18 protein-coding genes are annotated in these 24,366 nt (G+C 65.6%); 8 read left to right on the top strand and 10 right to left on the bottom strand.

Annotated features, from left to right (window positions below; translation table 11 throughout):
- Window positions 1-46: 46 nt before the first annotated feature.
- Window positions 47-2,764: a GAF domain-containing protein gene (locus tag MA09_RS00720; protein ID WP_036244402.1), complete on the bottom strand. Its 2,718-nt coding sequence runs from the start codon at window positions 2,762-2,764 to the stop codon at window positions 47-49.
- A 294-nt stretch (window positions 2,765-3,058) separates the two neighbouring features.
- Here MA09_RS00720 and MA09_RS00715 point away from each other — a divergent pair, with 294 nt between their 5' ends.
- On the top strand, window positions 3,059-4,441 hold the full coding sequence (locus MA09_RS00715; protein WP_036244400.1) for a serine hydrolase: 1,383 nt from the start codon (window positions 3,059-3,061) through the stop codon (window positions 4,439-4,441).
- On the opposite strand, the gene MA09_RS00710 is transcribed toward MA09_RS00715, so the two are convergent.
- The gene (locus MA09_RS00710) at window positions 4,442-5,509 is read right to left on the bottom strand and encodes an aldose epimerase family protein (protein WP_036244399.1); all 1,068 of its coding nucleotides are present in this window, start codon (window positions 5,507-5,509) and stop codon (window positions 4,442-4,444) included. It abuts the gene before it with no gap.
- Between the two features lie 341 nt (window positions 5,510-5,850).
- On the opposite strand from MA09_RS00710, the gene MA09_RS00705 reads away from it, so the two are divergent.
- Window positions 5,851-6,873 carry a porin gene (locus MA09_RS00705; protein ID WP_036244398.1) on the top strand — a complete coding sequence of 341 codons (1,023 nt, stop codon included), beginning with the start codon at window positions 5,851-5,853 and terminating at the stop codon, window positions 6,871-6,873.
- 77 nt (window positions 6,874-6,950) lie between these two features.
- Here MA09_RS00705 and MA09_RS00700 read toward each other — a convergent pair whose 3' ends face one another.
- Both MA09_RS00700 and MA09_RS00695 read right to left on the bottom strand, forming a co-directional pair.
- Entirely contained in the window at window positions 6,951-8,561 is a 1,611-nt protein-coding gene (locus MA09_RS00700) for a methyl-accepting chemotaxis protein (RefSeq protein WP_036244396.1), read from the bottom strand.
- Window positions 8,562-8,610: 49 nt separating this feature from the next.
- Window positions 8,611-9,090: a chemotaxis protein CheW gene (locus tag MA09_RS00695; RefSeq protein ID WP_036244394.1), complete on the bottom strand. Its 480-nt coding sequence runs from the start codon at window positions 9,088-9,090 to the stop codon at window positions 8,611-8,613.
- A gap of 310 nt (window positions 9,091-9,400) precedes the next feature.
- On the opposite strand from MA09_RS00695, the gene MA09_RS00690 reads away from it, so the two are divergent.
- The 3 genes from MA09_RS00690 (at window position 9,401) to MA09_RS00680 (ending at window position 12,894) form a co-directional block, all read left to right on the top strand.
- A complete protein-coding gene (locus MA09_RS00690; protein WP_036244393.1) occupies window positions 9,401-9,934 on the top strand; it encodes a GNAT family N-acetyltransferase in 534 nt (177 codons plus the stop codon).
- A complete protein-coding gene (locus MA09_RS00685) occupies window positions 9,928-10,173 on the top strand; it encodes a hypothetical protein (RefSeq protein ID WP_036244392.1) in 246 nt (81 codons plus the stop codon). The genes MA09_RS00690 and MA09_RS00685 overlap by 7 nt, the downstream gene beginning before the upstream one ends.
- A 135-nt stretch (window positions 10,174-10,308) precedes the next feature.
- Window positions 10,309-12,894 carry an ATP-binding protein gene (locus MA09_RS00680; RefSeq protein ID WP_229440507.1) on the top strand — a complete coding sequence of 862 codons (2,586 nt, stop codon included), beginning with the start codon at window positions 10,309-10,311 and terminating at the stop codon, window positions 12,892-12,894.
- A gap of 1 nt (window position 12,895) precedes the next feature.
- Here the strand turns inward: MA09_RS00680 and MA09_RS00675 are convergent, their stop codons facing one another.
- Window positions 12,896-14,548 (bottom strand): M28 family peptidase, encoded by a 1,653-nt coding sequence (locus MA09_RS00675; RefSeq protein ID WP_036244390.1) that lies wholly within the window; start codon window positions 14,546-14,548, stop codon window positions 12,896-12,898.
- A 131-nt stretch (window positions 14,549-14,679) separates the two neighbouring features.
- Here MA09_RS00675 and MA09_RS00670 point away from each other — a divergent pair, with 131 nt between their 5' ends.
- Window positions 14,680-15,093 (top strand): putative quinol monooxygenase, encoded by a 414-nt coding sequence (locus MA09_RS00670; RefSeq protein ID WP_081897343.1) that lies wholly within the window; start codon window positions 14,680-14,682, stop codon window positions 15,091-15,093.
- Between the two features lie 18 nt (window positions 15,094-15,111).
- Here MA09_RS00670 and MA09_RS00665 read toward each other — a convergent pair whose 3' ends face one another.
- The 4 genes from MA09_RS00665 to MA09_RS00650 all read right to left on the bottom strand — a co-directional run bounded on the left by MA09_RS00665 (window position 15,112) and on the right by MA09_RS00650 (window position 20,107).
- The gene (locus MA09_RS00665) at window positions 15,112-16,269 is read right to left on the bottom strand and encodes a sensor histidine kinase KdpD (RefSeq protein WP_036244389.1); all 1,158 of its coding nucleotides are present in this window, start codon (window positions 16,267-16,269) and stop codon (window positions 15,112-15,114) included.
- Between the two features lie 144 nt (window positions 16,270-16,413).
- A complete protein-coding gene (rfaD, locus tag MA09_RS00660) occupies window positions 16,414-17,415 on the bottom strand; it encodes an ADP-glyceromanno-heptose 6-epimerase (RefSeq protein ID WP_036244388.1) in 1,002 nt (333 codons plus the stop codon).
- A gap of 25 nt (window positions 17,416-17,440) precedes the next feature.
- Window positions 17,441-18,460, bottom strand: a complete 1,020-nt coding sequence (waaF, locus tag MA09_RS00655) for a lipopolysaccharide heptosyltransferase II (protein WP_036244386.1) — start codon at window positions 18,458-18,460, stop codon at window positions 17,441-17,443.
- A gap of 33 nt (window positions 18,461-18,493) precedes the next feature.
- On the bottom strand, window positions 18,494-20,107 hold the full coding sequence (locus MA09_RS00650) for an ABC-F family ATP-binding cassette domain-containing protein (protein WP_036244385.1): 1,614 nt from the start codon (window positions 20,105-20,107) through the stop codon (window positions 18,494-18,496).
- Window positions 20,108-20,245: 138 nt separating this feature from the next.
- Between MA09_RS00650 and MA09_RS00645 the strand changes: the two genes are divergently transcribed.
- Together MA09_RS00645 and MA09_RS00640 are read left to right on the top strand one after the other, a co-directional pair.
- Window positions 20,246-20,677: a DUF2946 domain-containing protein gene (locus tag MA09_RS00645; protein ID WP_307182651.1), complete on the top strand. Its 432-nt coding sequence runs from the start codon at window positions 20,246-20,248 to the stop codon at window positions 20,675-20,677.
- Between the two features lie 91 nt (window positions 20,678-20,768).
- Window positions 20,769-23,039 (top strand): TonB-dependent receptor, encoded by a 2,271-nt coding sequence (locus MA09_RS00640; RefSeq protein WP_036244384.1) that lies wholly within the window; start codon window positions 20,769-20,771, stop codon window positions 23,037-23,039.
- Between the two features lie 243 nt (window positions 23,040-23,282).
- Here the strand turns inward: MA09_RS00640 and MA09_RS00635 are convergent, their stop codons facing one another.
- The gene (locus tag MA09_RS00635) at window positions 23,283-24,101 is read right to left on the bottom strand and encodes a hypothetical protein (protein WP_036244382.1); all 819 of its coding nucleotides are present in this window, start codon (window positions 24,099-24,101) and stop codon (window positions 23,283-23,285) included.
- Window positions 24,102-24,366 lie beyond the last annotated feature (265 nt).

The raw sequence follows: 24,366 nt of genomic DNA, 5'->3' as shown, positions 1-24,366 counted from the left end.
GAACCTGTCCATGATAAAGCCTCGCAGTTCCAAGCGCAGGGCTTGGTCAGGCCGTGGTCGCCGGAGACTCCGCCCGTGCAGCGGCGGCGCCGACCGATTCGAGGATGCGCACCAGCACCGTCATGTCCACGGGCTTGACCAGGTGGTGGGCGAAGCCGGCCTCGATGGCGCGCTCGCGGTCACGGGCCTGGCCGTAGCCCGTGATCGCCACCAGCACCGTCTCGCGTGTTTCCGGCATTGCGCGCAGCTGCTCGGCCAGGTGATAGCCGTCGATGTCAGGCAGGCCGATGTCGACCAGCATGGCGTCGGGCCGCTCGGCGCGCGCGCGGCGCAGGGCCGAGCGGGCATCGTACTCGACCGCGGTGCGGTAGCCCTGCACGCCCAGGAGTTGCGACAGGCTGTCGGCCGCATCGGCGTTGTCGTCCACCAGGACCAGGCGCAGCTGCCGCTCCAGCCGCACGCCCTCTTCCTGCACCGGACCCGGGGCAGTGCCCGCATCCGGCGCCGCATCCACGCAGGGCAGCGTGAGCGTAAAGCGGCTGCCCAGGCCGACGCCGTCGCTGTGCGCGCTGACTTCGCCCCCGTGCAGTTCGACCAGGCGCTTGACCAGGGTCAGGCCCAGCCCGAGCCCGCCCTGCGAACGCGCCAGCGTGCGCGCACCCTGCGTAAACAGGTCGAACACGTTCGGCAGCAGCTCGGGCGGCATGCCGGAGCCGTTGTCGCTGACGCTCAGGCACATGTGCCCTTCCCTGCCTTCCAGCGCCAGCGCGATGTGGCCGCCCTTCTGGGTGTACTTGGCCGCGTTGTTGAGGATGTTGGTCACGCTCTGCACCAGGCGGGTCTGGTCGCCGCGCACGTAGACCGGCGCGGCGGGCAGCGCCAGCTGCACGGCGTGGCCTTTTTCGTCGATCAGCGGGCGCGCCTGGTCGAGCGCACCCGAAACGATGTCGCGGAAGTCGACCACGCCCAGCTTGAGCTTGACGAGACCGCGGGTGACGCGCGAGACGTCCAGCAGGTCGTCGATCAGGCGGCTCATGTGGCGCACCTGGCGGCTGATGATGGTGCTGGTCTGGCGGATGCGCGGCTCGTCCTTGAACTGCATCGACAGCAGGCTGGCCGAACTGCTGATCGGCGCCAGCGGATTGCGCAGCTCGTGCGCCAGCATCGCCAGGAATTCATCCTTGGTGTGGCTCAGGCGCTCGGCCTGCACGCGCGCCGCGCGCTCGCTCTGCAGCAGCGCATCCCGTTCCTGCGCCGACTTCTGCGCCACCTCGTACAGGCGCGCATTGTCCATTGCAATGGCCGCCTGGGCCGCCACGCCGGCGACGATGCGCTCGGTGCGCTCGGTGAACACGCCCGGTTCCGGGTGGCCGAAGAACAGCCCGCCCAGCACCTGGCCGGCGCGCGAGATCACCGGCACCGCCAGGTAGCTGCGCACGTCCAGGTGGCCGGGCGGCATGCCGCTGGCCGGGCCCAATGCCGCGTAACGCGGATCGCGCGTGATGTCGTCGCTGCGGATGATGCCTTCGCCACCGAAGGTGGGGCGGAAGATCTCGGTGGCGCGCGGCTTGCCGAGGCGCTCCATGTCCTCGCGCAGGGCGCCGGATAGCGTGTACAGCTGCAGCCGCTCGCCATGCTCGTCCTGGCTGTTGTAGAAGAAAGCGCCGAAGCGCGCGCCGGCCAGCTCGGTGGCGGCGTCGGTGATCGCCTGCAGCAGCGTGCCCAGGTCGAGCGTCGAGGCCAGCGCCTGGCCGGTGCGGTTGACCATCTCGAGCACGCGCTTTTCGTCGCGCAGCGATTCCTCGACGCGGGCGCGCCGCACCACCTCGCAGGTCTGGCGTGCGACGTCCTCGGCCAGCGCGACTTCCTGGTCGCTCCAGTGGCGCGGGCGCTGCTCGTGCAGGTAGAAGATGGCCGCCACGCGTCCGGCCTCGATCAGCGGCACGATCACCATGGCGCGCGCGCCGATGCTGGCGTAGCCGTCCGCATAGGGCGCCGCGCGCCCGTCGAGGGTGATGTCGTCGAGCCGCAGGGTGCGCCCGGTGCGCAGCTGCGCGATGATGGCCGGTCCAAAACTGCCGAGCTCCCGCGATTCGCCCGCCAGGCTGGCGATGCTGCCGTCGGTCCAGTCGCGGTCCACGCTCACCAGACGCCCCGTCGCATCGATCTCGCCATAGCCGACCCGGCCCACGCCCAGGTACTCGCCGGTCAGGCGGCTGGCCGCTTCCATCACGTGCACCGCATCGACCAGGCCGCGCAGCGTGGCGCTCAGCTTCAGGTGGAAGGCATGGCGCTGTTCGGCGAGCACGCGCGAGGTGCTGTCGGACAGCACGAAATACACGCCGATGATCTCGCCCCCGTGGCGTACCGGCGTGATCGAGGACGAGAAATAGCGGCGTTCCAGCCTGCCGTTGCGGTAGAACTCCAGCAGGGCGTTCTCGAACTGCGCCGGCTGGCCCGACAAGGCTTGCATGACATAGGGCTGCAGGCATGACCACAGTTCCGGGCGCACCAGCGGCAAGGGCTGGCCCATGGCGCCCGGATGCCTGTCACCCAGCAGCGTGGCGTAGGCGTCGTTGTAGAACAGCCGCAGTTGCGGGCCCCAGGCAATGGCCATTGGAAACTGTGAAGCGACGATCAGCTCGGCGATGGCTTGCATGCCTTCGGGCCACGGATCGGATTTGATCGCCGGTTTCTCGGGGAGGATGCTGGGCAGCGTCGCGCCGCCCTCCGGCAAGAGGGAGAGACTGCTTTCGTTACTCATCAGGATAGCCCCAGCTCGATTCCGCACGGCGACCGGTCGCAGGGAGCCGTGGTTTGTTGTATCGTCGCCAACTTTTTGTAATCGGGCGATTATAACGAGCTATCTGGATGAGCCGCGCGCGATAGGTTGGGCCAGGCGAAACGCGACTGGTACGCGCTCGGCAGCCGTTGGAACTACCGGTATGCATGCCGGATGAAATGCGCATCGTGGCAGATATTCCACGATGATTGGCATGAATGCCAAGGTTCCGCCCCTTACAATGCCGCCGTTTCCACTCATGCAGGAGAGCACAAGATGCGCATGTCGTTTCCCTTCGCCGCCATCACCACCATTGCAGGGCTGTTCGCCGGCACTGCCCGCGCCGATGCCATCGACGATGCCATCGAACGCATGATGCAGAGCCGCCAGGTCCCGGGCCTGGCTGTCGTGGTGGTCAAGGACGGCAAGATCGTCCGTGAAAAAGGCTATGGCGTGGCCAACGTGGAGCTCGGGGTACCGGTGACACCCGATACCGTGTTCCAGGTGGCCTCGACGGGCAAGACCTTCACGGCCGCCCTGGTCCTGCTATTGGAGAAGGACGGCAAGCTGAAACTCGACGACCCGGTCTCGCGCTACCTGGACAACACGCCACCCGCATGGGCGGGCATCACGATCCGCCACCTGCTCACGCATACCTCCGGACTCGGCGACCCGTACACGAAGATCGACCTGCGCAAGGACTATACGGACGAAGAACTGATCGCGCTGGAGGCATCGATGCCCTTGCTGTTCTCCCCCGGCGAGCGCTTCGCCTACAGCAATGCCGGCTACCACCTCCTTGGCTTCATCGCCAAGCGGGTCGGCGGCAAGTTCTTCGGCGACCAGCTCGAGGAGCGTATCTTCGCGCCACTCGGCATGAAGACGGCCGGGGTGATCAGCGAATCCGACATCGTGCCGGGACGCGCGGCAGGCTACGAGCGGATCGACGGCAGGCTGCAGAACCAGCGCTGGGTAGCGCCCAGCCTGAACCGGACTGCGGACGGCACCATCCAGCTGAGCGCGCGCGACCTGGCGCGCTGGAGCATGGCACTCGACGGCGACACCATCCTCGACGCCCGCGCCAGGGAGGCCAGCTGGACGCCGGCGCGCTTGAACGACGGCAGCAGCGGCCCCTATGGCCTGGGATGGTACGTGGGCACCCGCAACGGCCACCGCGTGGTCCAGCATGGCGGCGCCTGGCAAGGCTTCAAGGCTTCCCTCGAACGCTATCCCGACGACCGCCTGACCGTGGTCGTACTGGCCAATTCGGCTGCCGCGCGCCAGGGCAAGATCGCAGAGCTGATTGCCGCGCACTACGTGCCCGCGCTGGCCGTGCCGCGTGCGCCGGCCATCGCCGACCTCGATCCTGCCGGCACGGCGCGTGCGCGCAAGGCGATGGGCGAACTGCTTGCAGGCCAAATTCCCGAAGGCCTGTCGGCCAGCGAACGCGGCCGCTACAACCAGCGCTGGGTCACGCAGATCGCCGCCGAGTTCCGCGATTTCGGCCCGCTGCGCACGGTCGAAGTGCTGGCACGCAGCAGCGAAGGGAACGGCAAACAGGCGCGCTACCGCTTCCTGTTCGAGAACGAGACGGTGCTGGTGGCGCTGCACCAGGACCCCAAGGGCCTGATCGAGCGGCTGGGCATTTCGCTGGAGTGATCAGCCCTGGCGATCGGTCGACGCATCGACGGAAAACCGGAAGCGCGACTCGGTCCGGTATACCTCGCCCGGGCGCAGGATCACGTTCGGGAAATGCGGCTGGTTGGGCGAATCCGGAAAGTGCTGGGGCTCCAGGCAGAAGCCGCTGCGGTGGGCATACACCTGCCCCTTGCCGGCGAGCGAGCCGTCCAGGAAGTTCCCGCTGTAGAACTGCACGCCCGGCTCTTCGGTAAACAGCTCCAGCACCCGGCCCGACCGCGGTTCGAGCACGTGGGCCGCCCGCGTCATCGCTTTGCCGTGCGGCTTGTTGAGCGCAAAGCAGTGATCATAGCCCTGGCCGTTGCGCAGCTGGGTGTCGTCCTCCTCCATGCGGGAGCCGATCGACCGCGGCGTGCGGAAGTCGAAAGGCGTCCCCTCCACCGGCGCCAGCGCCCCGGTCGGGATCGATTCCCCGTCGATGGCAACGAAGGTATCGGCATCGATGGTGAGGACGTGGCCGAGGATGTCGCCGCTGCCCGAGAGGTTGAAGTAGCTGTGCTGGGTCAGGTTGACTGGCGTGGCCACGTCGGTCACGGCATGGAAACGTACGACGAGCTCATTGTCGTCGGTGAGTGTATAGACCACGGTGACGTCCAGCGTGCCCGGGTAGCCCTGCTCCCCGTCCTGGCTGGTGTAGGCCAGGCGCAGGCTGTCGCCTTCGACCGTGGCGTTCCACTTGACCTTGTCGAAGCCCGGTGCGCCGCCGTGCAGGTGGTTGTTGCCGTTGTTGGTGGGCAGCGCGACCTCCCTGCCGTCGAGCGTGAAGCGCCCCTTGGCGATGCGGTTGCCGTAGCGCCCGATCAGGGCGCCAAAATACGGGCTGTCGGCCTGGTAGGGTTCGAGCGTGTCGAAACCCAGCACGACGTCGGCCAGCCGCCCCTCGCGGTCCGGCGCGTGCAGCTCGGTGATGATGCCGCCGAAGTCGATGATCCTGGCCACCATGCCCCTGGCGTTGGTGAGCGTGAACTGGGTGATGGTCTCGCCGTCCGGCAGGGTGCCGAAAGGCGCTTGCGTGATACCGGTGCGCACGTTGTCCTTGTCCTTGTCTGGTGGGTCGATGCGCCGATCCTAACATGGTGTGCAGGCAGCCCTGCGCAACGTAGCCCGCCGGTCCGGCATGGCGGTTTCGTTACCTAAATACAACAGTAGTCTAAGTAGAACCACTTAGTTTGTGCTGGATCGTGCAGCTTTTTGGGTACGCGCACATGCTTTCCAAAAACCGAATAAGCAAAGAGCCAACGAATCGTGGCATCATTTCGAGTGCACTGGTAATGTAAGCTTTTTGCAACTGTACGTTTCTGTCAATATTTTTCTAAATCGACAACAAGAACGGCGTTCGGAAACACCATTCATCCACACTGGAGAAATCAATGAAAAAGAAGAGTCTGGCCATCGCCCTGATGTCCCTCCTGCCGCTCGCAGCCGCCCACGCGCAAACCAGCGTCCAGATCTACGGCATCGCCGATGCCTCGATCGGCATCGAAGACACCGATGCACCGGGTGAAGACAGCCGCACCGTGATCAGCTCGGGCACCCAGTCGACCAGCCGCATCGGCTTCCGCGGCACCGAAGACCTGGGCAACGGCCTGAAAGCCCTCTTCAACATCGAAGCCGGCTACGCCATCGATACCGGCGCCCAGGATACGGCCGGCCTGTTCCAGCGCCGCGCCGTCATCGGCCTGCAGGGTGCCTTCGGTACCATCACCGTCGGCCGCGAATACGGCCCGATCGCTGCGGTGGCCCAGTCGGCCGACCCGCTCGGCCACGGCTTCTACGGTTCGACCCTGACCGGTTTCGGCACCAACCGCCTGACCCGCCGCCTGTCGAACTCGGTCAACTACAAGAGCAACGACCTGAGCGGCATCACCGTCCTCGCCGCCTACAGCGCCGGCGAACGCCAGACCGACAACCCCTCGGGCAACCTGCTCGGCGCCGCGGTCGAGTACAAGAACGGTCCGCTGTACCTGGGCGCCGGCTACCAGCAGACCGAGCGCCTGGCCACCGGCGACGACAAGGAATTCGCGTTCGGCGCGGGCTACACCTTCGGCGCATTCGACGTGCGTGCTGCCTACATGGAAGCCGACCTGACCGGCCCGAACAACGAATTCAAGTACATCACCCTGGGCGGCGTGTACACCGCCGGCCCGAACAAGTTCTACCTCTCGGGCCACCAGCAGAAGCTGGAAAACGGCGCCAAGGGCAACGGCTTCTCGGTGGCCTACAGCTACACCCTGTCCAAGCGCACCAACCTGTACAGCTCGTACGGCCGCGTACGCAACAATGGCCTGGCCGCGTTCGGCCTGAGCTCCGCAGGCGGCAGCTTCGCGCCGCCGGCCACCGCGCTGGGCGCCGATCCATCGGTGTTCAACGTTGGTGTGCGTCACTCGTTCTAATCGAGACCACGCAAGTAAAAACGGCAAGCCATCCGGCTTGCCGTTTTTTTTTCCGGCTGCGCCGGTGGCACTACAGTTTAGGCAGCCAGCGCCTTCAGCGCGCGCTGCGGTGTGCGCACAGGTTCCGGCGCCACCTGCTCGCCGGCGCCGATGCGGAAGACCGCCATTGCCTCGGTCAGCCTGGCCGCCTGCTCCTTCATGGCTTCGGCTGCGGCGGCCGCCTCTTCCACCAGCGCGGCGTTCTGCTGGGTCACTTGGTCCATCTCCACCACGGCCTGGTTGATCTGCTCGATGCCCGCGGTCTGTTCCTGGCTGGCCGAGGTGATCTCGCCCATGATGTCGGTCACGCGGCGCACGCTGTCGACGATCTCCTGCATCGTGGCGCCGGCCTCGGCGACCAGTTTGCTGCCGCTCGCGACCTTGTCGGTCGAGTCGTTGATCAAGGTCTTGATTTCCTTGGCCGCCGCCGCCGAACGCTGCGCCAGGTTGCGCACTTCGGTCGCCACCACCGCGAAGCCGCGGCCCTGCTCGCCCGCACGCGCCGCTTCCACGGCGGCGTTCAGCGCCAGGATGTTGGTCTGGAAGGCGATGCCGTCGATGACGCCGATGATGTCGCTGATCTTGCCGGCCGAGGCATCGATCTCCGACATGGTGCCGACTACCTGGCCGATCACGGCGCCGCCGCGCTGCGCCACCTGCGAGGCCGCATCCGCCAGCACGTTGGCCTGGCGTGCGTTATCGGCGTTCTGCTTGACGGTCGAGGTCAGTTCTTCCATCGAAGATGCGGTTTCTTCCAGCGAGGACGCCTGCTGTTCGGTGCGTGCGGACAGGTCCTGGCTGCCGGCCGCCACTTCCGAGGCGGCCACGGTGATGGTGTCGGTGCCGGTGCGCACGGTGCCGACGGTGCGCGCCAGGTTCTCGTTCATGGTCTTCAGTGCCTGCAGCAGCTGGCCGGCTTCGTCGCGCGACGTGACGTCGATGCGGCTGGTCAGGTCGCCGGCGGCGACGGTGTTCGCCACTTCCAGCGCGCGCTGCACCGGACCGGTGATCGAGCGGGTGATCCACCATGCCACGCCGGCGGCAAAGGCGGCAGCAAGCACCCCCAAGCCCCACATCAGGCGGACCGTGCTGTCGTAGGTGCGCTGCGCCTCCGCCGCCTTTTCCATGGCGATCGCCTTCTGCAATGCGGTCTGTTCGTGGATGTCCTTTTTCAGGGCTGCCAGCAACGGACGCAGTTCTTCGACCAGGAACTGGCGCGCCTCCTCGTCCAGTCCATCGTTGACGAGCTTGAGCAGCCTCTCCTGGCCCTGAACATACAGGGCGGTCTGCTGCTTCATCCGCTCCAGCAGTTCCCGCGTTTTTGGAAGCTTGAGGCTTGCGTCCAGCTCCGCCAGGATCTGGTCGACCTCCTTGCGCGAGGCCATGATCGTCTCGAGCTGCTTGGCACGATCGGCGCGCTCTTCGTTGAGCATGGCGTTGCGCAGGGCGATCGCGATGCTGTCGATCCCACTGAGCATGCGCACCGCCAATTCAATCTTGGGCATGCGGTTGTTAACGATTTCGTCGGTGCTTGCATTAATGCGGCTCAGCATTGCAGTGCTCATTGCAATCATGCACACGAGCAGGGCGCAGATCGTGCCGAAGCCGAGACTGAGGCGGGTGCCGATTTTCAAGTTGGCGAGCTTCATGGGTGGTTCTCCTTATGGCCGGGCGTCCTGCCCGGCGGGTGTTGTCCGCTTATGCGGCTTTCTGGGTATTGGTGATCAGGCCGAGCTGCTCGGAGCTCATCAGCTTGTCGATGTCGAGCACAATCAGCATGCGCTCGCCGACGGTGCCCAGGCCGGTGATGTAATCGCCGTCGGCGTTGGTGCCCATGTCGGGCGCCGGGCGCATCTGCTCATCGAGCAGGGTGACCACGTCCGAGACGCTGTCCACCACCATGCCGATGATGTGGTTCTTGATGTTCAGGACGATGACGACGGTGAACTGGTCGTAGGTCGGCTCGCCGAAATTGAACAGAATGCGCATGTCGACGATCGGGACGATCGAGCCGCGTAGGTTCATGATGCCCTTGATGCAGGCTGGTGCACTCGGCAGCACCGTGGGCTCTTCGTAGCCGCGGATTTCCTGCACTTTCAGGATGCTGATCGCGTACTCTTCCTTCGCCAGGCGGAAGGAAAGTACTTCCTTGTCTTGGGTAGTCTTGTTCGTGTCCATCTTTGTGACTTTCTGTTTTACGGGGCAAATTTTTATTGCCTGCACGCAAAATACAATACGTCCAATCCAGTGCAGAACTCGATGGCGAAACGACAAAACAAGGGAGTTTTTTTGCCAAAATGGTGCACGGTATGGCGCCCGTGCAACGTTTTTGTCCCACATCGTCGTTGAGCTCTTATCGTAGAGAAAACATATCGCACGACCGTTCGTCCCTTTCCATGGGCTGGCACGCATCCTGCATTAACCAGGGGTATGCGTGCCATGGGCGATTCCATGCACGACGCCATGAACATTCCCCAGGGAGGCAGGCATGATCATCCGCAGACTCGACGCGCGCGCCATCAGGGAGATGCGCCCCCAGCTTGCCACCCTGCTGCTGGACGCGGTGGCCGACGGCCATTCGCTCGGCTTCCTGGCGGGCCTCGACGACGTGCAGCTGGACGAGTACTGGAGCAGCGTGGAGCACGATGTGGCGCGCGGCACCCGTGTGCTGCTCGCGGCCGAGCGCGACGGCATCCTCTGCGGTAGCGTGCAGCTCGACCTGTGCCAGAAGCCGAACGGCAGCAACCGCGCCGAATTGCAGAAGATGCTGGTGCACTGCACGATGCGGCGGCGCGGCATCGGCACCGCCCTGCTGCAGGCGGCCGAGATCGAGGCGCTGTCGCTGCGCCGCGGCCTGCTCTTCCTGGATACCGAAGCCGGCGCCAAGGCCGAGCAGCTGTACGACAAGGCCGGCTACACGCGCGTGGGCGAACTGCCCGAGTACTGCTCCACGCCGAACGGACACTGGCGCGCCACGGCAATCTGGTACAAGACCCTGTTCTCGCGGATGCGCCCATGCTGACCCTGAATACCCGCATCGACGACGCGTGCCAGGTGCACGGCACCCTGGTACTGCCCTGCGAGCGGCGCGAGCGCTGCCACAATGCGCTGGTGCTGGCGCTGGGCGCCGCAGTGGACGAAGAACTGGCCTCGTTCGAACCCGAAGCCGACCCATGCACGGGCGCACGCGCAGGCGCCAGCCAGAGGCCGGCGCCGCTGCTGCAGGAGAGCCGCCGTTCGGCGAACGTGGACGGCGCATGAACGCGGCCGCCCTGCCCCACCTGCCGGAGACCGTGCGCCCGGCGCTCCCGCCCTGAACGCGCTGGGTGCCAACGGGACGGTGCACAGGCGAAATGTCACGTAGAATCAGGCAATACCAAGTGTCCTGAATATAACGTGACCGGCATCACCTCTTCGATTGTCCGCAGGCCCCTGCGTGCCTACCTGTTCTGGCTGGTGCTGGCCACCCTGCTGCCCGGTGTCGTCGGCGCATCCATCCTGTTCGTGCACCAGTACCAGAAGGCGCGCGCCCAGATCGAGAAGAACACGCTGCAGACGGTGCGCGCGCTGGTGCACAGCACCGACAACAAGCTGCGCGAGGCCCGGTCGATCGCCCAGACCCTGTCCACCATCGATGCCCTCCAGGCCGAGGACTTCGCCCGCACCCATTACCAGGCGCGCGAAGCGCTGGCGCTGGCGGGTGGACGCATGAACGCCGTGCTGCGCGACCGCAGCGGGCAGCAGCTGATCAACACCGCGGTCGACTACGGCACGCCGCTGCCGCGCCATCCCACCCCTTCCCTCGAGCAGGTCTTCGCCACCAGCCGCCCCGCGGTCTCGGACGTGTTCCAGGGCGAACTGCGCAAGAGCGCCCTGGCCAGCGTCGACGTGCCGGTGCGGGTACGCGGCCGGGTGCGCTACGTCCTGAGCATCGGCCTGGGCCCGGAGGAATTCGACGGCCTGCTGGGTCCGACCTCGGTACCGGAAGGTGCGGTCGCCTCGCTGTTCGACCGCAAGGGCATCATCTTCAACCGCAACATCAACCGCGACAAATCGATCGGCCACCCGGTCAATCCGCTGCTGCGCGACGCGGCTGCCCGCCAGACCGAAGGCACCATCGATTCACGCTCGCGCGAAGGGGTGCCTTTGCTGAGCACCTACTCCCTTTCCGCACTCAGCGGCTGGGGCGTCGCGATCGGTATCCCGCGCGAGACCTTGCGACAGGAACTGCTGGGGCAACTCGCGATGATGGCCGGCGTCGCCACGGTCCTGTTCGCGATCGGCCTGTGCCTGGCCTGGCTGATCGGCGGCCGCCTGGCGCGCTCGGTACAGGCACTCACCGGCCAGGCCTTGGCGCTCGGCAAGGGGGAGACGCCGCCTCCGCTCGACGACGTGCACGTGCGCGAGGCCTCGGAGGTGGCGGGCGCCATGGCCGACGCCGCCGCGCTCCTGGCGGAGCGCTCGCGCCAGCTCGCCGCCAAGGAATCTGCGCTGCGCGAAACCCATATGCTGGCGCGCTTCGGCACCTGGCACTGGAACCTGGACAGCGAGGACATCGAGGTGTCCGATTCGGTGCCGCACATCTTCGGGCGGACGCTGCCACCCTTTCCGCAGCAGCGCGGCACCGTGCTGAGCGAGGAGTCCTGGCAGCAGGTGCAGCGGCTGACCAGCGAACTGGTGCATAACAGGAAGCCGGGCGGCAGCGGCAAGCTGCAGCTGCACGCCTTCCACGCCGACGGCCACCGCATCTGGCTCGACTACCGCTGCGAGAGCGTGCACGGGGCGGATGGACGGGTGGTGGCGCTGCGCGGCACCATGCAGGACATCACCGAGCGCGTGCGCGCCGAGGAAGCCCTGCGCCAGGCCGACCAGCGCAAGAACGAATTCCTGGCGATGCTGGCGCACGAGCTGCGCAACCCGCTGGCGCCGATCTCCTCGGGCGCCCAGCTTCTGGGCCAGCAGGGCCTCGACCCGGCGCGCGTCAAGCAGATCAGCGCCATCATCGCGCGCCAGGCGCGCCACATGGCCGGCCTGGTGGACGACCTGCTGGACGTCTCGCGCGTCACGCGCGGCCTGGTGGTCCTGAGCAAGGAGCGCATCGACATCAACGCCGTCGTTCTGGACGCCACCGAACAAGTGCAGGCGCTGGTGCACGGCAAGGACCACCACCTCGACGTGCAGCTGCTGCCCCGGCCCTGCTTCGTGCTGGGCGACCGCAAGCGGCTGGTGCAGGTGGTGGGCAACCTGCTGCACAACGCCGCCAAGTTCACCGACCGCGGCGGCCGCGTCATGGTGCGGGTGACCTGCGCCGGGGCGGATGTGCTGGTGGAAGTGCGCGACAACGGCATCGGCATGCTCCCGGCGGAGCAGGAACGCGCTTTCGACATGTTCGTGCAGGGCGAGAGGACGCCCGACCGTTCGCTCGGGGGCCTGGGCATCGGCCTGGCGCTGGTGCGCAGCCTGGTCGAACTGCACGGTGGCGACGTACACGTGACCAGCGCCGGCCAGGGCATGGGGAGCAGCTTCACGGTGCGCCTGCCGCGCTGCGTGGAACGCGGCGGCAACGAAACGATGGGAACCGGCGGCACTGCCCTGCCGGGATCGCGCTCGCGGGTGCTGGTGGTGGACGACAACGTCGACGCGGCCCAGATGCTGGCCATGTACGTGGGCGCGCAGGGCCACGAGGTGCGGGTGGAGCACGATTCGCTCGAAGCGCTGGCGCAGGCGGCATCCTTTGCGCCCGAGCTCTGCCTGCTCGACATCGGGCTGCCCGAGATGGACGGCTACGAACTGGCGCGCCGCCTGCGCCGCCATCCGGCCACCGCCGGCGCGGTCCTGGTGGCGGTGACCGGCTACGGCCAGGACCAGGACCGGCGCAACAGCGCGGCGGCCGGCTTCGACCACCACCTGGTGAAACCGGTGGACATGGCGGCGCTGGAGAAGATCCTCGCCGGCGCCGTCACCGAGTCGTCTCGCGTGTAGCTCAGCGTTTGAGGCGGCTGCCGAACGGGTCCCCCTTCTTCCAGGACGGCATGACCGGGGCGTTGGCTACCGCATAACCCAGGTTGAGCGTGAACTGGGCCTGCTGCACCATGCCCGACAGGTCCCAGTCCGGGCGGTACTCGTCGGTCACCTGGTGGTAGTCCTTCTTGAAGCCCACCATCTTCTCGCTCGAGGCCGCATGGTCGTGCGCGAACTCGAAATGGCCGTCACCCGAGAACACGGCCGAGCCCACGTTAAAGGCCGGCACGCCCGCCTTGGCGAAGTTGAAGTGGTCGGCGCGGAAGTAGGAGCCCGACAGGTCGGGGATGGTCGGGGCCAGCTTGAGCCCCATCTGCTTCGCCACCCGTGCCGCTGTGTCGTACAGGGTGCTGCGCTCGGCGCCCGGCACGCCGATATCCTTCGTCTTGCCGACGAAGTTCAGGCTGTCGAGGTTGAGGTCGGCGGCGGTCCGGGCCAGCGGCACGGCCGGGTTCTTCACGTAGGCGGCGCTGCCCAGCAGGCCCTGCTCCTCGGCGGCCGGCCACAGGAACACCTGGGTGCGGCGCGCCGGCTTTTTCACCGCTTCCGCAGCCATCGCCAGCAGCGCGGCGGTGCCGGAGGCGTTGTCGATGGCGCCGTTGTAGATCCGGTCCTTCCGGTCCGGCGCCCCGGTCCCGGTTTGCGGGGCCTCGTCGATGCCCATGTGGTCCCAGTGCGAGGAATACACCACCGCCTGTTCCTTCAGCTTCGGGTCGGTGCCCGGCACGATGCCGGCGACGTTGTACTGCTCGACGGTGCGGATGGCCGACTTGAGCTCGACGCGGGCCGCGATCTTCAGGTCCACCGGGCGGAAGTCGCGGCGCTCGGCCTGGGCGCGCAGCGCATCGAGGTCGAAACCACCGGCCGCGAACAACTCGCGCGCGGTGTCTTCGTGCAGCCAGCCTTCGACCGGGTTGCCCGGGCCGGCCAGGCGGAAGCGCTCGTGCGAAAAGCCGTTGGCCGGCACGCTCCACGGGTAGGAGGAGGAAGGCGTCGTGTGGATCAGCAGCGCGCCGGCCGCGCCCTTGCGCACCGCTTCCTCGAATTTGTACAGCCAGCGGCCGTACCAGGTGTAGGCCTTGCCGGCGAAACGGTTCGGTTCCTCCGCGGTGGGCTGCGGATCGTTGACCATCATGACCAGGATCTTGCCCTTGACGTCGACGTCCTTGTAGTCGTCCCACTTTTCCTCGGGCGCCGAGACGCCGTAGCCGACGAAGACCAGCGGCGCATCGAAGGCCAGCGCCGCGCGCCCGCTGGCGGTGCCAAACACGATGCCCTTGCCGATTTCCGGAGCAATGCGCTTGGCGCCTGCCTGGAAGCTGACCGCGCTGCCGGGCAGCAGCCTGGTCCCTTCGATCTCGACCTTCTGGCGGTAGCCGCCTCCCGCCTCGTTGGGAAAGGCCGGCCTCAAACCGATGATCGCGGCCTGGGTCTCGAGGTAGCGCACCGTGAGATCGCCGCCGCGCTGGCCGGTGCCGCGGCCCTCGAACAGGTCGTCGGCGAGGAAGGCCAGGTGGCCGCGCAAGACCGGTTCGGAGACGGCGGGGGCCTGCTGGGCAAAGGCGCTGGTGGACAGGGAAAGTACGGCGGCAAGGGCAAGACGGGAAAGTCGCATCGAAGAATCCATGTAGAAGTGCCGGCGTGGCAATCCGTGATCTTAACCCGGCATACACAGGCTGCACACTCCGCATTGCCGCGCCATCCCGCGTGCGCCTATACTTGCCGTCTATCGCACAGGGACACGCCATGACCATCACCCGCCGCACCGCCGCTACCACACTGGTTGCGCTGGCCGCCCTGCCCCTCGCCACCCCGGCCCAGAGCAGGCCAGACAGGAAGGAAGCCGCCCCCATGTACGGATTGATCGGAAAAATGCGCGCCCAGCCGGGCCAGCGCGACGCCCTCGTCGCCATCCTGCTGGAGGGCACGGCGGCCATGCCGGGCTGCCTCAGCTACGGCATCGCCAAGGACAAGCAGGATGCGGACGCGCTGTGGATCACCGAGACCTGGATCGACCAGGCCAGCCACAAGGCCTCGCTGTCGCTACCGTCCGTGCAGGCGGCGATCGCCAAGGGCCGTCCCTTGATTGCCGGCTTCGGCGAGCGCTTCGAGACCGAGCCCGTGGGCGGTCACGGCATGATGTCGAAAAAGTCCGCGTAGGGCGAGCCTGCGTACTCCTCAGGCGGCGGTGGGTGCGCCTGCAAAGGGCCGCGCATCGGCCGGGAGGTCGATGACGAAGGTGGTGCCGTCCTCGATGGAGCTGGACATCATCACGCTGCCGCCATGGGCTTCGGCCACACGCCGCACGTAGGGCAGGCCCACGCCCCAGCCTTCGCCCTTGCCCTCGGCCAGGCCCTGGTTGCCGGCACGGCGATACAGCTGGAAGACGCTTTCACTGTCTTCCGGCGCGATGGGCGGGCCCTGGTTATGCACCATCACCTGCACCCGCTCGACCGTGGTCGACACCGTCAGCCGGATGGGCGCCTCGCCGTCGCCGTACTTGATCGCATTGTTGACCAGGTTCTCGACCGCGCGCCGGATCGCTTCGCCGCACCACCAGCCTTCGACGGGTTCGGCGTCGACGGCCAGCTCGACCGAATGGAAGGCCTCGGCCGACCGCGCCACCTCGCGCACCAGCTCCGCCATGTCGACGCGATCGATCTGCAAGGTGATCTTTCCGGTCTTGCAAAAGGCGATGCGGTCGAGCAGCTCGCGCGTCATGCCGTCGATGCGCTGGGTGCTGGCCACGATCTTTTCGGCGAAGCGCCTGGCGTTGGGATCCTGCGAGGTATGGTTGATCATCTCGGCCGCCATCTGGGCCGTCGACAGCGGCGTGCGCAGGTCGTGCGCCATCGCCGCGACAAACTGCTCGCGCAGGGCCGCCTGCACCACCGTGAAGGAATTCGCGCTCTCGCGGATGGTGGCGTCGATATGGGCGAACAGCATCGCGCGCTGCCCGTCGTCGAGCGGCACGCCGTGGCGCTCCAGCTCGCGGAACATCACGTCGCGGAAGATCTGCATCTCGTGGATGACGGCGGTGGCGTCGTAGCTCGTCATGCGCGCACGCTCGCCGCCATGCTCGCTGGCAAGCGCGCCGAGGTCGGTGAGCAGGCGCGCCGAATGGCCCGGGGTGAGCAGCGCGGCCAGGGTGTCGTAGTAGGCCGGCAGCGTGTTCTCGGCGATCGGCAGCGCTAGTTCCTTCGCCTGCGGCACCGCGGCGCGCACTTCGATCATCCAGGCCTCTACGATCTGCCCGCGCAGCGCCACCATCGCGCGCGTGACGGGCGACAGCTCGGGATCGTCCGGGGACAGGTGTCCGGTCAGGTTTGCGCTCATCGGGGAAGCCGTCGTGTTGTCAAAGTAGAACGTGATCCCAGTCTACACGACGGCCATGCGGGACGGCGCGTGAATGCCGCCCGCTGGATCCATCAGCTCATCTTATAAATGATGGATGAGCCATTAGATGAGCTTCTGAATTGCTCAGCGCCCTACTTTCAAATAGTCCATGTATTTGGCAACGCCCGTGGCGACGTCGGTAAAGGGCTCGGTGTAGCCAGCGGCGCGCAGTGCCCCGATATCGGCCTGGGTGAAGCTCTGGTACTTGCCCTTCAGCTTGTCCGGGAAGGGCAGGTATTCGAGCAGGCCCTGTTCCACGATCTGCGCGAGCGTGAACGGCGTGCCGCCCTGGTTGGCGAGTGCGTTGACCGTGGCTACCGCCAGGTCGTTGAAGGGCTGGGCGCGGCCGGTGCCGAGGTTGAAGATGCCCCGCTTGTCCGGATTGTCCAGGAAGAACAGGTTGACCTTCACCACGTCTTCCACGTAGATGAAGTCGCGCATCTGGGTGCCGGCCTCGTAGCCTTCGTTGGCGCCGAACAGCTTGACCTTGCCTTCTTTCTGGAACTGGTGGAACTGGTGGAAGGGGACCGAGGCCATCGTGCCCTTGTGCCCTTCCAGCGGACCGTACACGTTGAAGTAGCGCAGGCCCACGACCTGGTTGCCTTTGTGCATGCCGTGTTGCTGCCAGTAGCGGCGCATGTACTGGTCGAACAGGAACTTCGAATAGCCGTAGACGTTGAGCGGGCGCTCGTGCTGGCGCTTTTCCTTGAACACGCTGCCGCCGCCGTACACCGCAGCCGACGAGGCGTAGATGAAGGGAATACGCTCGCGCTGGCAGTATTCGAACAGCGCGATGGTGTACTCGTAGTTATTCTTCATCATGTAGCGGCCGTCGGTCTCCATGGTGTTGGAGCAGGCGCCCTGGTGCAGCACGCTTGAAAACTTGCCGTCGAATTCGCCGGCCTTCAGGCGAACCAGGAAGTCCTCCTTGTCCGCATAGTCGGCTACTTCGGCGTCGACGATGTTCAGGAACTTCTCCGGACGCGCCATGTTATCGACTGCGAACACGCTGAAGGGCTTGCGCTGCGACAGTGCGTGGACCAGGTTGGCTCCGATGAAGCCTGCTGCGCCAGTAACCAGTATCATTTTCTACCTCGTTTCACTATTTCATTCAGGCTGCGAGCATGGGCTGCAGCGGTTGCCACACGTCGTTTGGCAGAATCTGTTTCATGCAGTTCTGGTGGCCCAGCGGGCACTCGCGCTGCTGGCAGGGCGAGCACGCGATGTGCAGCCACAGGATCCTGGCCAGCTCGGACAGCGGCGGCGTATGGCGCGGGTCGGTCGGGCCGTAGATCGCCACCACCGGACGGCGCAGCGCGGCGCCGATGTGCATCAGGCCGGAGTCGTTGGTCACCACCGCGGCCGCGCGCGAAATCAGCGCGATGGCCTCGCTCAGCGAGGTGGAGCCGGCCAGGTTGTGCGCTTCCGGCACGATGGCGGTGATCTCGTCGCAGACGGCGCGGTCCTTCGGCGAACCGAGCAGCAGGATCTGCGCATCCGGAACATTGGCGCGGATAGTTCGGGCCAGCTCGGCGAAGTATGGCGCCGGCCAACGCTTGGCCGGGCCGAACTCGGCACCGGGGGCGAAGGCCACGTAGGCGCCCGGCGGCAGCCCCAGGCGGGCGATGGCGGCGTCGGCCTGTGCGGGCTCGACCGACATCTGCGGCTCCGGCAGTTTTTCCGGGCGCGGCAGGTGGCGCACCGGCTCGTCGGCCAGCGCGGCATAGAACTGCGCCATCGGGCGCGGCGCGGCCTTGTCGTCGTGGTGCATCACATTGACCAGGCCATAGCGCATCTCGCCCTTGTAGCCGACGCGCTTCCTGATGCCGGCCAGCCAAGGAATCAAGGCGAATTTGAGGGTGTTCGGCAGCACGTAGGAGTCAAGATAGCCGCGCGCCTCCAGCATCTTGGCGAAGGCCTTGCGCTCCTTCCACTGCAGCGCGCCATGCTTGAAGGGCGACTCGATGACCTCGTCCACTTCGCGCATCGCGTGCCAGACCGGCGCCACCCAGGTCGGCGCCAGCACGTCGATCGGCCGCTCGGGGTGCTTTTCGCGCAGGCGGCGCAGCAGCGGCTGCGCCATGACGGCGTCGCCGATCCAGTTGGGGGAAATGACTAGCGTGCGCAACATGGGTCTTTCGTCTTCCTGCAATGTGATCCGCGATTATAGCAATCGCAGCCGCCAGCCGGCGGGCGCCGCCTCCAGCCGGTGGGTCAGCCCGAGGCGCTCGAGGAAGACCTCGTCGTGCGAGACCACCACCAGGGCGCCGGCATATTGCCGCAGCATCGCTTCGAGTGCTTCGAGCGAAGCCAGGTCGAGGTGGTTGCCCGGCTCGTCGAGCAGGAGCAGCCGGGCCGGCGGGTCGGCGTACAGGGCGCAGGCCAGCGCCGCCTTCAGGCGTTCGCCGCCGCTCAGCTGGCCCGCGGGCTGGGCCACCTTGTCGGCGTCGAGGCCGATCTGCGCCAGCCAGGTACGCAGCCGGTCCTGACCCGTGCTCCGGTTCACTTCCAGCAGTTGCTCGATGGTGCTGCGGTGCGGATCGAGGGTGCCCAGGCGCTGGTCGAGCCAGGCGCAGGCGGGGTCGCGCGTGACGCGTCCCTCCAGTGGCGCCAGCTCGCCGGCGATCACCTTCAGCAGGGTCGACTTGCCGCAGCCGTTCGGTCCGCTGATGCCGATGCGCTGCTGGCCGGTGACGACCAGGCTGAGCGTGCGCAGGGCCGGGGCGGCAAACGGGAGTTCGGCATCAATCAGCTCGGCGACACGGCGCTGCGCGGCGGCGCTGACCTGCGTGGCATGCAATCGTAGCGCACTGTCCTGGCGCAGGCCCTGCGCCGCCTCCCGCACGCGTTCCCGGTGCTGCAGGCGCGCTTCCTCATGCTGCTGGTGCAGGCGGCCGGTGCTGTTCTCGCTGCGCTCCTTCTGCCTTCCGAGCAGGATCTTGGCCTGGTTGGCGGCCTTGCCTTCGCGCGCGCCTTGCGCCTGGCGGCGCTGCTGGCGCTCGCGCTGCTCGCGCATGGCGCGTTCCTCGCGCTGCAATGCCTGGCGCGCGTGGTCCAGGTCACGCAGGGCGCTCTCCTGTTCGGCGGCGCGTGCCTCGACATAAAAATCGTGGTTGCCGCCGTAGCTGCGCAGGCCCTGCGCCGACAGCTCGACGATGCGCTCCATCTGTCCCAGCAGCGACCGGTCGTGGCTGACGACGATCAGTCCGCGCCGCCAGGCGCGCAGCTGCGCCGCCAAGGCCTGGCGGCTCGGCCCGTCGAGGTGGTTGGTGGGCTCGTCGAGGATCAGGAAGTCCGCTTCGGACAGCAGCGCGCCCAGCAGCGCCACCCGCATCGCTTCGCCGCCGCTCAGGCGGTGGGCGGGCGTGGCGGCGTCGAGGTGGCCCAGGCCGGCCTGGTCGAGGGCGTGCCGCAGGCGCGCGGGCAGGTCCCAGCGCTCGCCGACCAGCTCGAAGTCGGTCTCGGCGATGCTGCCGGCGTCGATCCGGGCGAGAGCATCGAGCACGTCCTGAACGCCGGCAAGCGTGGCCACCGTGCCGTTCGTGGCCTGGTCGGCCTGCTGCGAAAGGTAGTGCACCCTGCCTTCACGGAGGCAGCGGCCGGACGACGGCGCCAGGCACCCGGCCAACAGCTGCGCCAGCACGCTCTTGCCGATGCCATTGTGGCCGACCAGGCCGGTGTGGCGCGTGTCGAACCGTTCGGTGAGGCCGGACAGCAGGGTCCTGCCGTCGGGAAGAATGAAAGATGCGCTGTCGAGCGCCAGGTAAGGGTGCGTCATGAAACCTCCATGGATGCCGGAACTCCCCCGCTGTTGCGGGAAGGTGGGAAGAACTGGCCGTCAAGCAGACGGCGGCATCAATGGCGCATTGGACGACACCTCCAAAGTGAATATGCTGGAATGATATCAAACTTCGACATGGGGCAGTCCGGCGCCTCCCTTGTGGACGCTGGCTATAATAGTGACATGCACAGGTCATCGACAACCCAGGTCTTGCGCGCATGGATCGCCCTCGTGGCCTTCCTGTTCAGCCTGTTCGCGCCTGCGCTGTCGCATGCCTTCGCACCGCCGCAGCTTTCTGTGCACACGAGCGAAATCTGTACCGCGGCCGGCATGGTCATGATGCCAATGGCCGACGGCCCGGACGAGGTGCCCGGCGCGATGCCCGACATGATGCATTGCGACCTGTGCTGCTCGCACCACGCGCCGGTGGTGCCGCCTTCTCCAGCCGACCTGCCCCTCGCCATCGTTGCGATGGAATCCTACCCGCGGCTTTTCTACCAGTCCCCTTCCCCGCAGTTCGCGTGGACACCGGCGCAGTCACGGGCGCCGCCAGCCAGCTTCTCCTGACCGCTCTCCCTAGTGCCGGTATCGCCTACCGGAAGATCCGCTATCGCGTGTGAACCGTCACGCCCGTGCCCTCACACGCCAAGGAAACGCAATGAAGAAGTTAGCACTCACCCTGCTGGCGGCGGCCTCGCACGCTGCATTTGCACAGGGACAGGACGGCCCCGTCAAGCAACTTGGCACCGTCACCGTCACTGGCCTGCGTCCGACCTCGCTGCCGACGCAGATCCCGACCACCATCGAAGGCATTACGAAGACCGAGATCGAGCGCACCATCAACGCCCTGGATGCGGAAGACGCCCTGAAATACCTGCCCAGCCTGCTGGTGCGCAAGCGCTACATCGGCGACTACAACCACGCCGTGCTGTCGACACGTGCCTCCGGCACCGGCAATAGCGCGCGCTCGATGGTGTATGCGGACGGTATCCTGCTGTCCAACTACCTCGGCAACGGCGCCAACTTCGCGCCGCGCTGGGGCATGGTCACGCCCGAGGAAATCGAGCGCGTCGACGTGCTGTACGGGCCCTTCTCGGCCGCCTACGGCGGCAATTCGGTGGGCGCCGTGGTCGACTACGTGACGCGCATGCCGGCGAAGTTCGAAGCGCACGCGAAGTTCGGCGTCACCCACCAGCCCTTCGACCTGTACGGCACGCATGACCGCTACCAGGGCCGGCAAGCCAGCGCCTCGCTGGGCAACCGCGCAGGCCGCTGGTCCTGGTTCATCGACGTGAACCGGAGCGACAACGCAGGGCAGCCGCTGACCTTCCCGACGCGCTACCTGAGCGCCGGTACGGCCCTGGGCGGCACGGCCGTCACCGGCGCCGTCACCGGACAGGATCGCAGCAACCGCGCCTGGTACCTGCTTGGCGCCGGCACGCAATACCATACCGTGCAAGACCACCTCAAGGCGAAGATCGCCTACGACATCACGCCCACGCTGCGGGCCAGCTATACGCTCGGCCTGTGGCAGAACGACTCCGAAGGCCGCCCCACATCCTACCTGCGCGACGGCGCGGGCCGTCCGGTGTACAGCGGCCGCATCGACATCGAGGGCCGCGGCTACACGCTCGGCGCCACCGACTTCAATGCCTCGAACGAGGAGCTGCGCCACCTCATGCACGGCCTGTCGGTCAAGCGCCACAGCAAGGGCGTGTTCGACTGGGAGCTGGCCGCGAGCCTGTACGACTACGACGAGGACACGCTGCGTGCGCCGACCACCGCCCTGCCCGCCGCGCTGAACGGCGGCGCCGGGCGCATCGTGGACATGGCGGGTACCGGCTGGAACACCTTCGCGGCCAAGGGCATCTGGCGGCCATATGGCGTGGCCGGCGCGCACAGCGTGGAATTCGGGTACCAGCGCGAAGCCTACAAGCTGGCCAGCATCGAGCACGCCACCAGCGACTGGCTGGGCGGCGCACCGGACGCCCGCCGGCAGGCCTTCTCGGGCCGCGCCACGACGCAAGCGCTTTGGGCGCAGGACACCTGGAAGTTTGCACCTAGCTGGAAGGCCGTGCTGGGCGCGCGGGTGGAGCACTGGCGGGCGCGGGATGGGCGGACGTCGAATGCCCTTGCCACCGTCGCGCATGGCGAGCGTTCTGGCACCTATGTGTCGCCGAAGGCGGCGCTGGCCTGGCAGGTGGCGCCGAGCTGGGTGCTGAAGGCATCGGCCGGGCGCGCGGTGCGCATGCCGACGGTGTCGGAGCTGTACCAGGGAGGCATCAGCGGCAGCGGTACGCTCATCAACAACGATCCGAACCTGCAGCCGGAGCGGTCGTGGACGGGGGAACTGAGTGCCGAGCGCCAGCTCGAGAAGGGGCTGCTGCGGCTGACGGCTTTCGCGGAACGGACCTCGGATGCGCTGTACTCGCAGACCAATGTGCTGGTGACGCCGAATGTGACCAATGTGCAGAACGTGGGGCGGATCGAGACCAAGGGGCTGGAGCTGGCCTACGATGCGGACGATGTGATGGTGGATGGGCTGGACCTGCAGTCGAGCGTGACCTGGACCGATTCGGAGATCACGCGCAACGACAAGTTTCCGGCCAGTGTGGGCAAGTGGCAGCCGCGGATTCCGCGCTGGCGCGCGACCGGGGTGGCGACTTACCGGGCGAGCGATCGGCTGGCGTTTGCGCTGGCGGGGCGCTATTCGGGGCGGCAGTTTTCGACGCTCGACAATTCGGATCCGAATGGGTTTGCTTACCAGGGTGCGAGCAGGTACTTCACGGTGGATGCGCGGGTGACCTGGAAACCGGTCAAGCACTGGACCCTAGCGGCTGGGGTGGATAATCTGAACAACTACCGGTACTGGAATTTCCATCCGTATTCGCAGCGCACTTTTGGGCTGGAAGTTCGATACGAGCTTTAACGGGTACGCAGGTGGACAATCCATTTTCCCCACCTGCCTCCTTTTGACCGGCTCCATTCAAATCTTGTTCTGAAATGCCTGCAAGCATTGCCGACGTTTCGAAAAAGATTCCGCACCAACCAAACCAAAACGAATAATTTTATTGTTGCGAAATGGTTAGACGATCGATTTCGTCTCGACTAGATTCACTAACAAAAATCTCATTATGCAAAGTCCATGAGCACAAACGCTAGAGGCACCTCATCAGCTCTGCCTATTAAATGTTTTATCTGCCAACGCCATGTAATTTCGCAATTTCTCGCTATTTTCTTCATTGGTAACTTCCATGACTTTAGCTAGATGCCGCGCGATTGAATTGTGCATCGATTCAGAACAGGCAGTTGGAATAATTTCGCCATCCCTAACTTTAAAGTCAATAAGTCCAGCGCCACGAGCGCCATAAAAAATTCCCAACATAAACAAGTAGTTCCCAGCATAATTCTCCTCCACCCACGATTCCGATATCTCTTTATCGTTCCTGAAAGCCCGCCAGAACGCATATAGCATGCCCATACCAAAGAAGGGGATTTTTCCGATGAAATCTTTAAGAATCTCTTCTTCTGACTTCATGTCAACTACATTCGCATTATCTCTCTCCACTGATGAGACTTCGCTCGTTAGATCAAAAGAGGAGTTGCTTGATTTAACCTCCTCACCAGGCAAAACATTACTTAGATCTCGAGCAGACAAAGTGTCCAGCTTATCATTCAAGTTTTGCAAACCTTTAGGGATTTCTGACACGTGACCGAGGAGCGCATTCGCTGCCGCCTGTATCTGGGAGGATGCAGTAGTTATCGCTTGATTCGTCGTAATAAGAGTCGTAAGCTGCCCCTCTTGCTTACCACCCGCGATATAAGTGTAGATAATAGCCAAGATTGCCAACACCAAGGATGTGATAGTCAGGGCAAAAGAGATCTTATCAACTAGATGCTCAACATCAAACAATGCGAACGCCACAAGAGCAACAATAATCACAACCAAATAGGATATACCATATACATAGTGCAGTTCGCGCTTTTCCATTTATTTTCCAATTCAGCTTAGCCGCTACATAACTTCGATACAGATTTACGACCGGAACGTTTACCTTAAAATTCCGCAGAAGATTTTGATTTTTAAAGCAAAAAACCTCTGCCAAAGAGTTTCAAATATATAACTACTCTTTGGACTAGGCAATAGCAGCTGTCTAGAAATCTAGGTGGAGAAGGGGGATCGCCAACGTCCGTGGGCTGACCTTGCGCGAGTACGCAAGGCTTCGAATCCCCCAGCAGAGCCCTGCTTCTCTTCG

It is taken from the genome of Massilia sp. BSC265 (genome assembly GCF_000740675.1).
In the GTDB taxonomy this organism is placed as follows: domain Bacteria; phylum Pseudomonadota; class Gammaproteobacteria; order Burkholderiales; family Burkholderiaceae_D; genus Telluria.
Note: the sequence above shows the minus strand (reverse complement) of the source record. Positions and strands in the feature narration are given on the sequence as shown.

What these genes read in the sequence shown, in the direction of transcription:
- MA09_RS00720 (WP_036244402.1), bottom strand. Translation starts at nt 2,764, where the DNA reads ATGAGTAACGAAAGCAGTCTCTCCCTCTTGCCGGAGGGCGGCGCGACG.
- MA09_RS00715 (WP_036244400.1), top strand. Translation starts at nt 3,059, where the DNA reads ATGCGCATGTCGTTTCCCTTCGCCGCCATCACCACCATTGCAGGGCTG.
- MA09_RS00705 (WP_036244398.1), top strand. Translation starts at nt 5,851, where the DNA reads ATGAAAAAGAAGAGTCTGGCCATCGCCCTGATGTCCCTCCTGCCGCTC.
- MA09_RS00700 (WP_036244396.1), bottom strand. Translation starts at nt 8,561, where the DNA reads ATGAAGCTCGCCAACTTGAAAATCGGCACCCGCCTCAGTCTCGGCTTC.
- MA09_RS00695 (WP_036244394.1), bottom strand. Translation starts at nt 9,090, where the DNA reads ATGGACACGAACAAGACTACCCAAGACAAGGAAGTACTTTCCTTCCGC.
- MA09_RS00690 (WP_036244393.1), top strand. Translation starts at nt 9,401, where the DNA reads ATGATCATCCGCAGACTCGACGCGCGCGCCATCAGGGAGATGCGCCCC.
- MA09_RS00685 (WP_036244392.1), top strand. Translation starts at nt 9,928, where the DNA reads ATGCTGACCCTGAATACCCGCATCGACGACGCGTGCCAGGTGCACGGC.
- MA09_RS00675 (WP_036244390.1), bottom strand. Translation starts at nt 14,548, where the DNA reads ATGCGACTTTCCCGTCTTGCCCTTGCCGCCGTACTTTCCCTGTCCACC.
- MA09_RS00670 (WP_081897343.1), top strand. Translation starts at nt 14,680, where the DNA reads ATGACCATCACCCGCCGCACCGCCGCTACCACACTGGTTGCGCTGGCC.
- MA09_RS00665 (WP_036244389.1), bottom strand. Translation starts at nt 16,269, where the DNA reads ATGAGCGCAAACCTGACCGGACACCTGTCCCCGGACGATCCCGAGCTG.
- rfaD (WP_036244388.1), bottom strand. Translation starts at nt 17,415, where the DNA reads ATGATACTGGTTACTGGCGCAGCAGGCTTCATCGGAGCCAACCTGGTC.
- waaF (WP_036244386.1), bottom strand. Translation starts at nt 18,460, where the DNA reads ATGTTGCGCACGCTAGTCATTTCCCCCAACTGGATCGGCGACGCCGTC.
- MA09_RS00650 (WP_036244385.1), bottom strand. Translation starts at nt 20,107, where the DNA reads ATGACGCACCCTTACCTGGCGCTCGACAGCGCATCTTTCATTCTTCCC.
- MA09_RS00645 (WP_307182651.1), top strand. Translation starts at nt 20,246, where the DNA reads ATGGGGCAGTCCGGCGCCTCCCTTGTGGACGCTGGCTATAATAGTGAC.
- MA09_RS00640 (WP_036244384.1), top strand. Translation starts at nt 20,769, where the DNA reads ATGAAGAAGTTAGCACTCACCCTGCTGGCGGCGGCCTCGCACGCTGCA.
- MA09_RS00635 (WP_036244382.1), bottom strand. Translation starts at nt 24,101, where the DNA reads ATGGAAAAGCGCGAACTGCACTATGTATATGGTATATCCTATTTGGTT.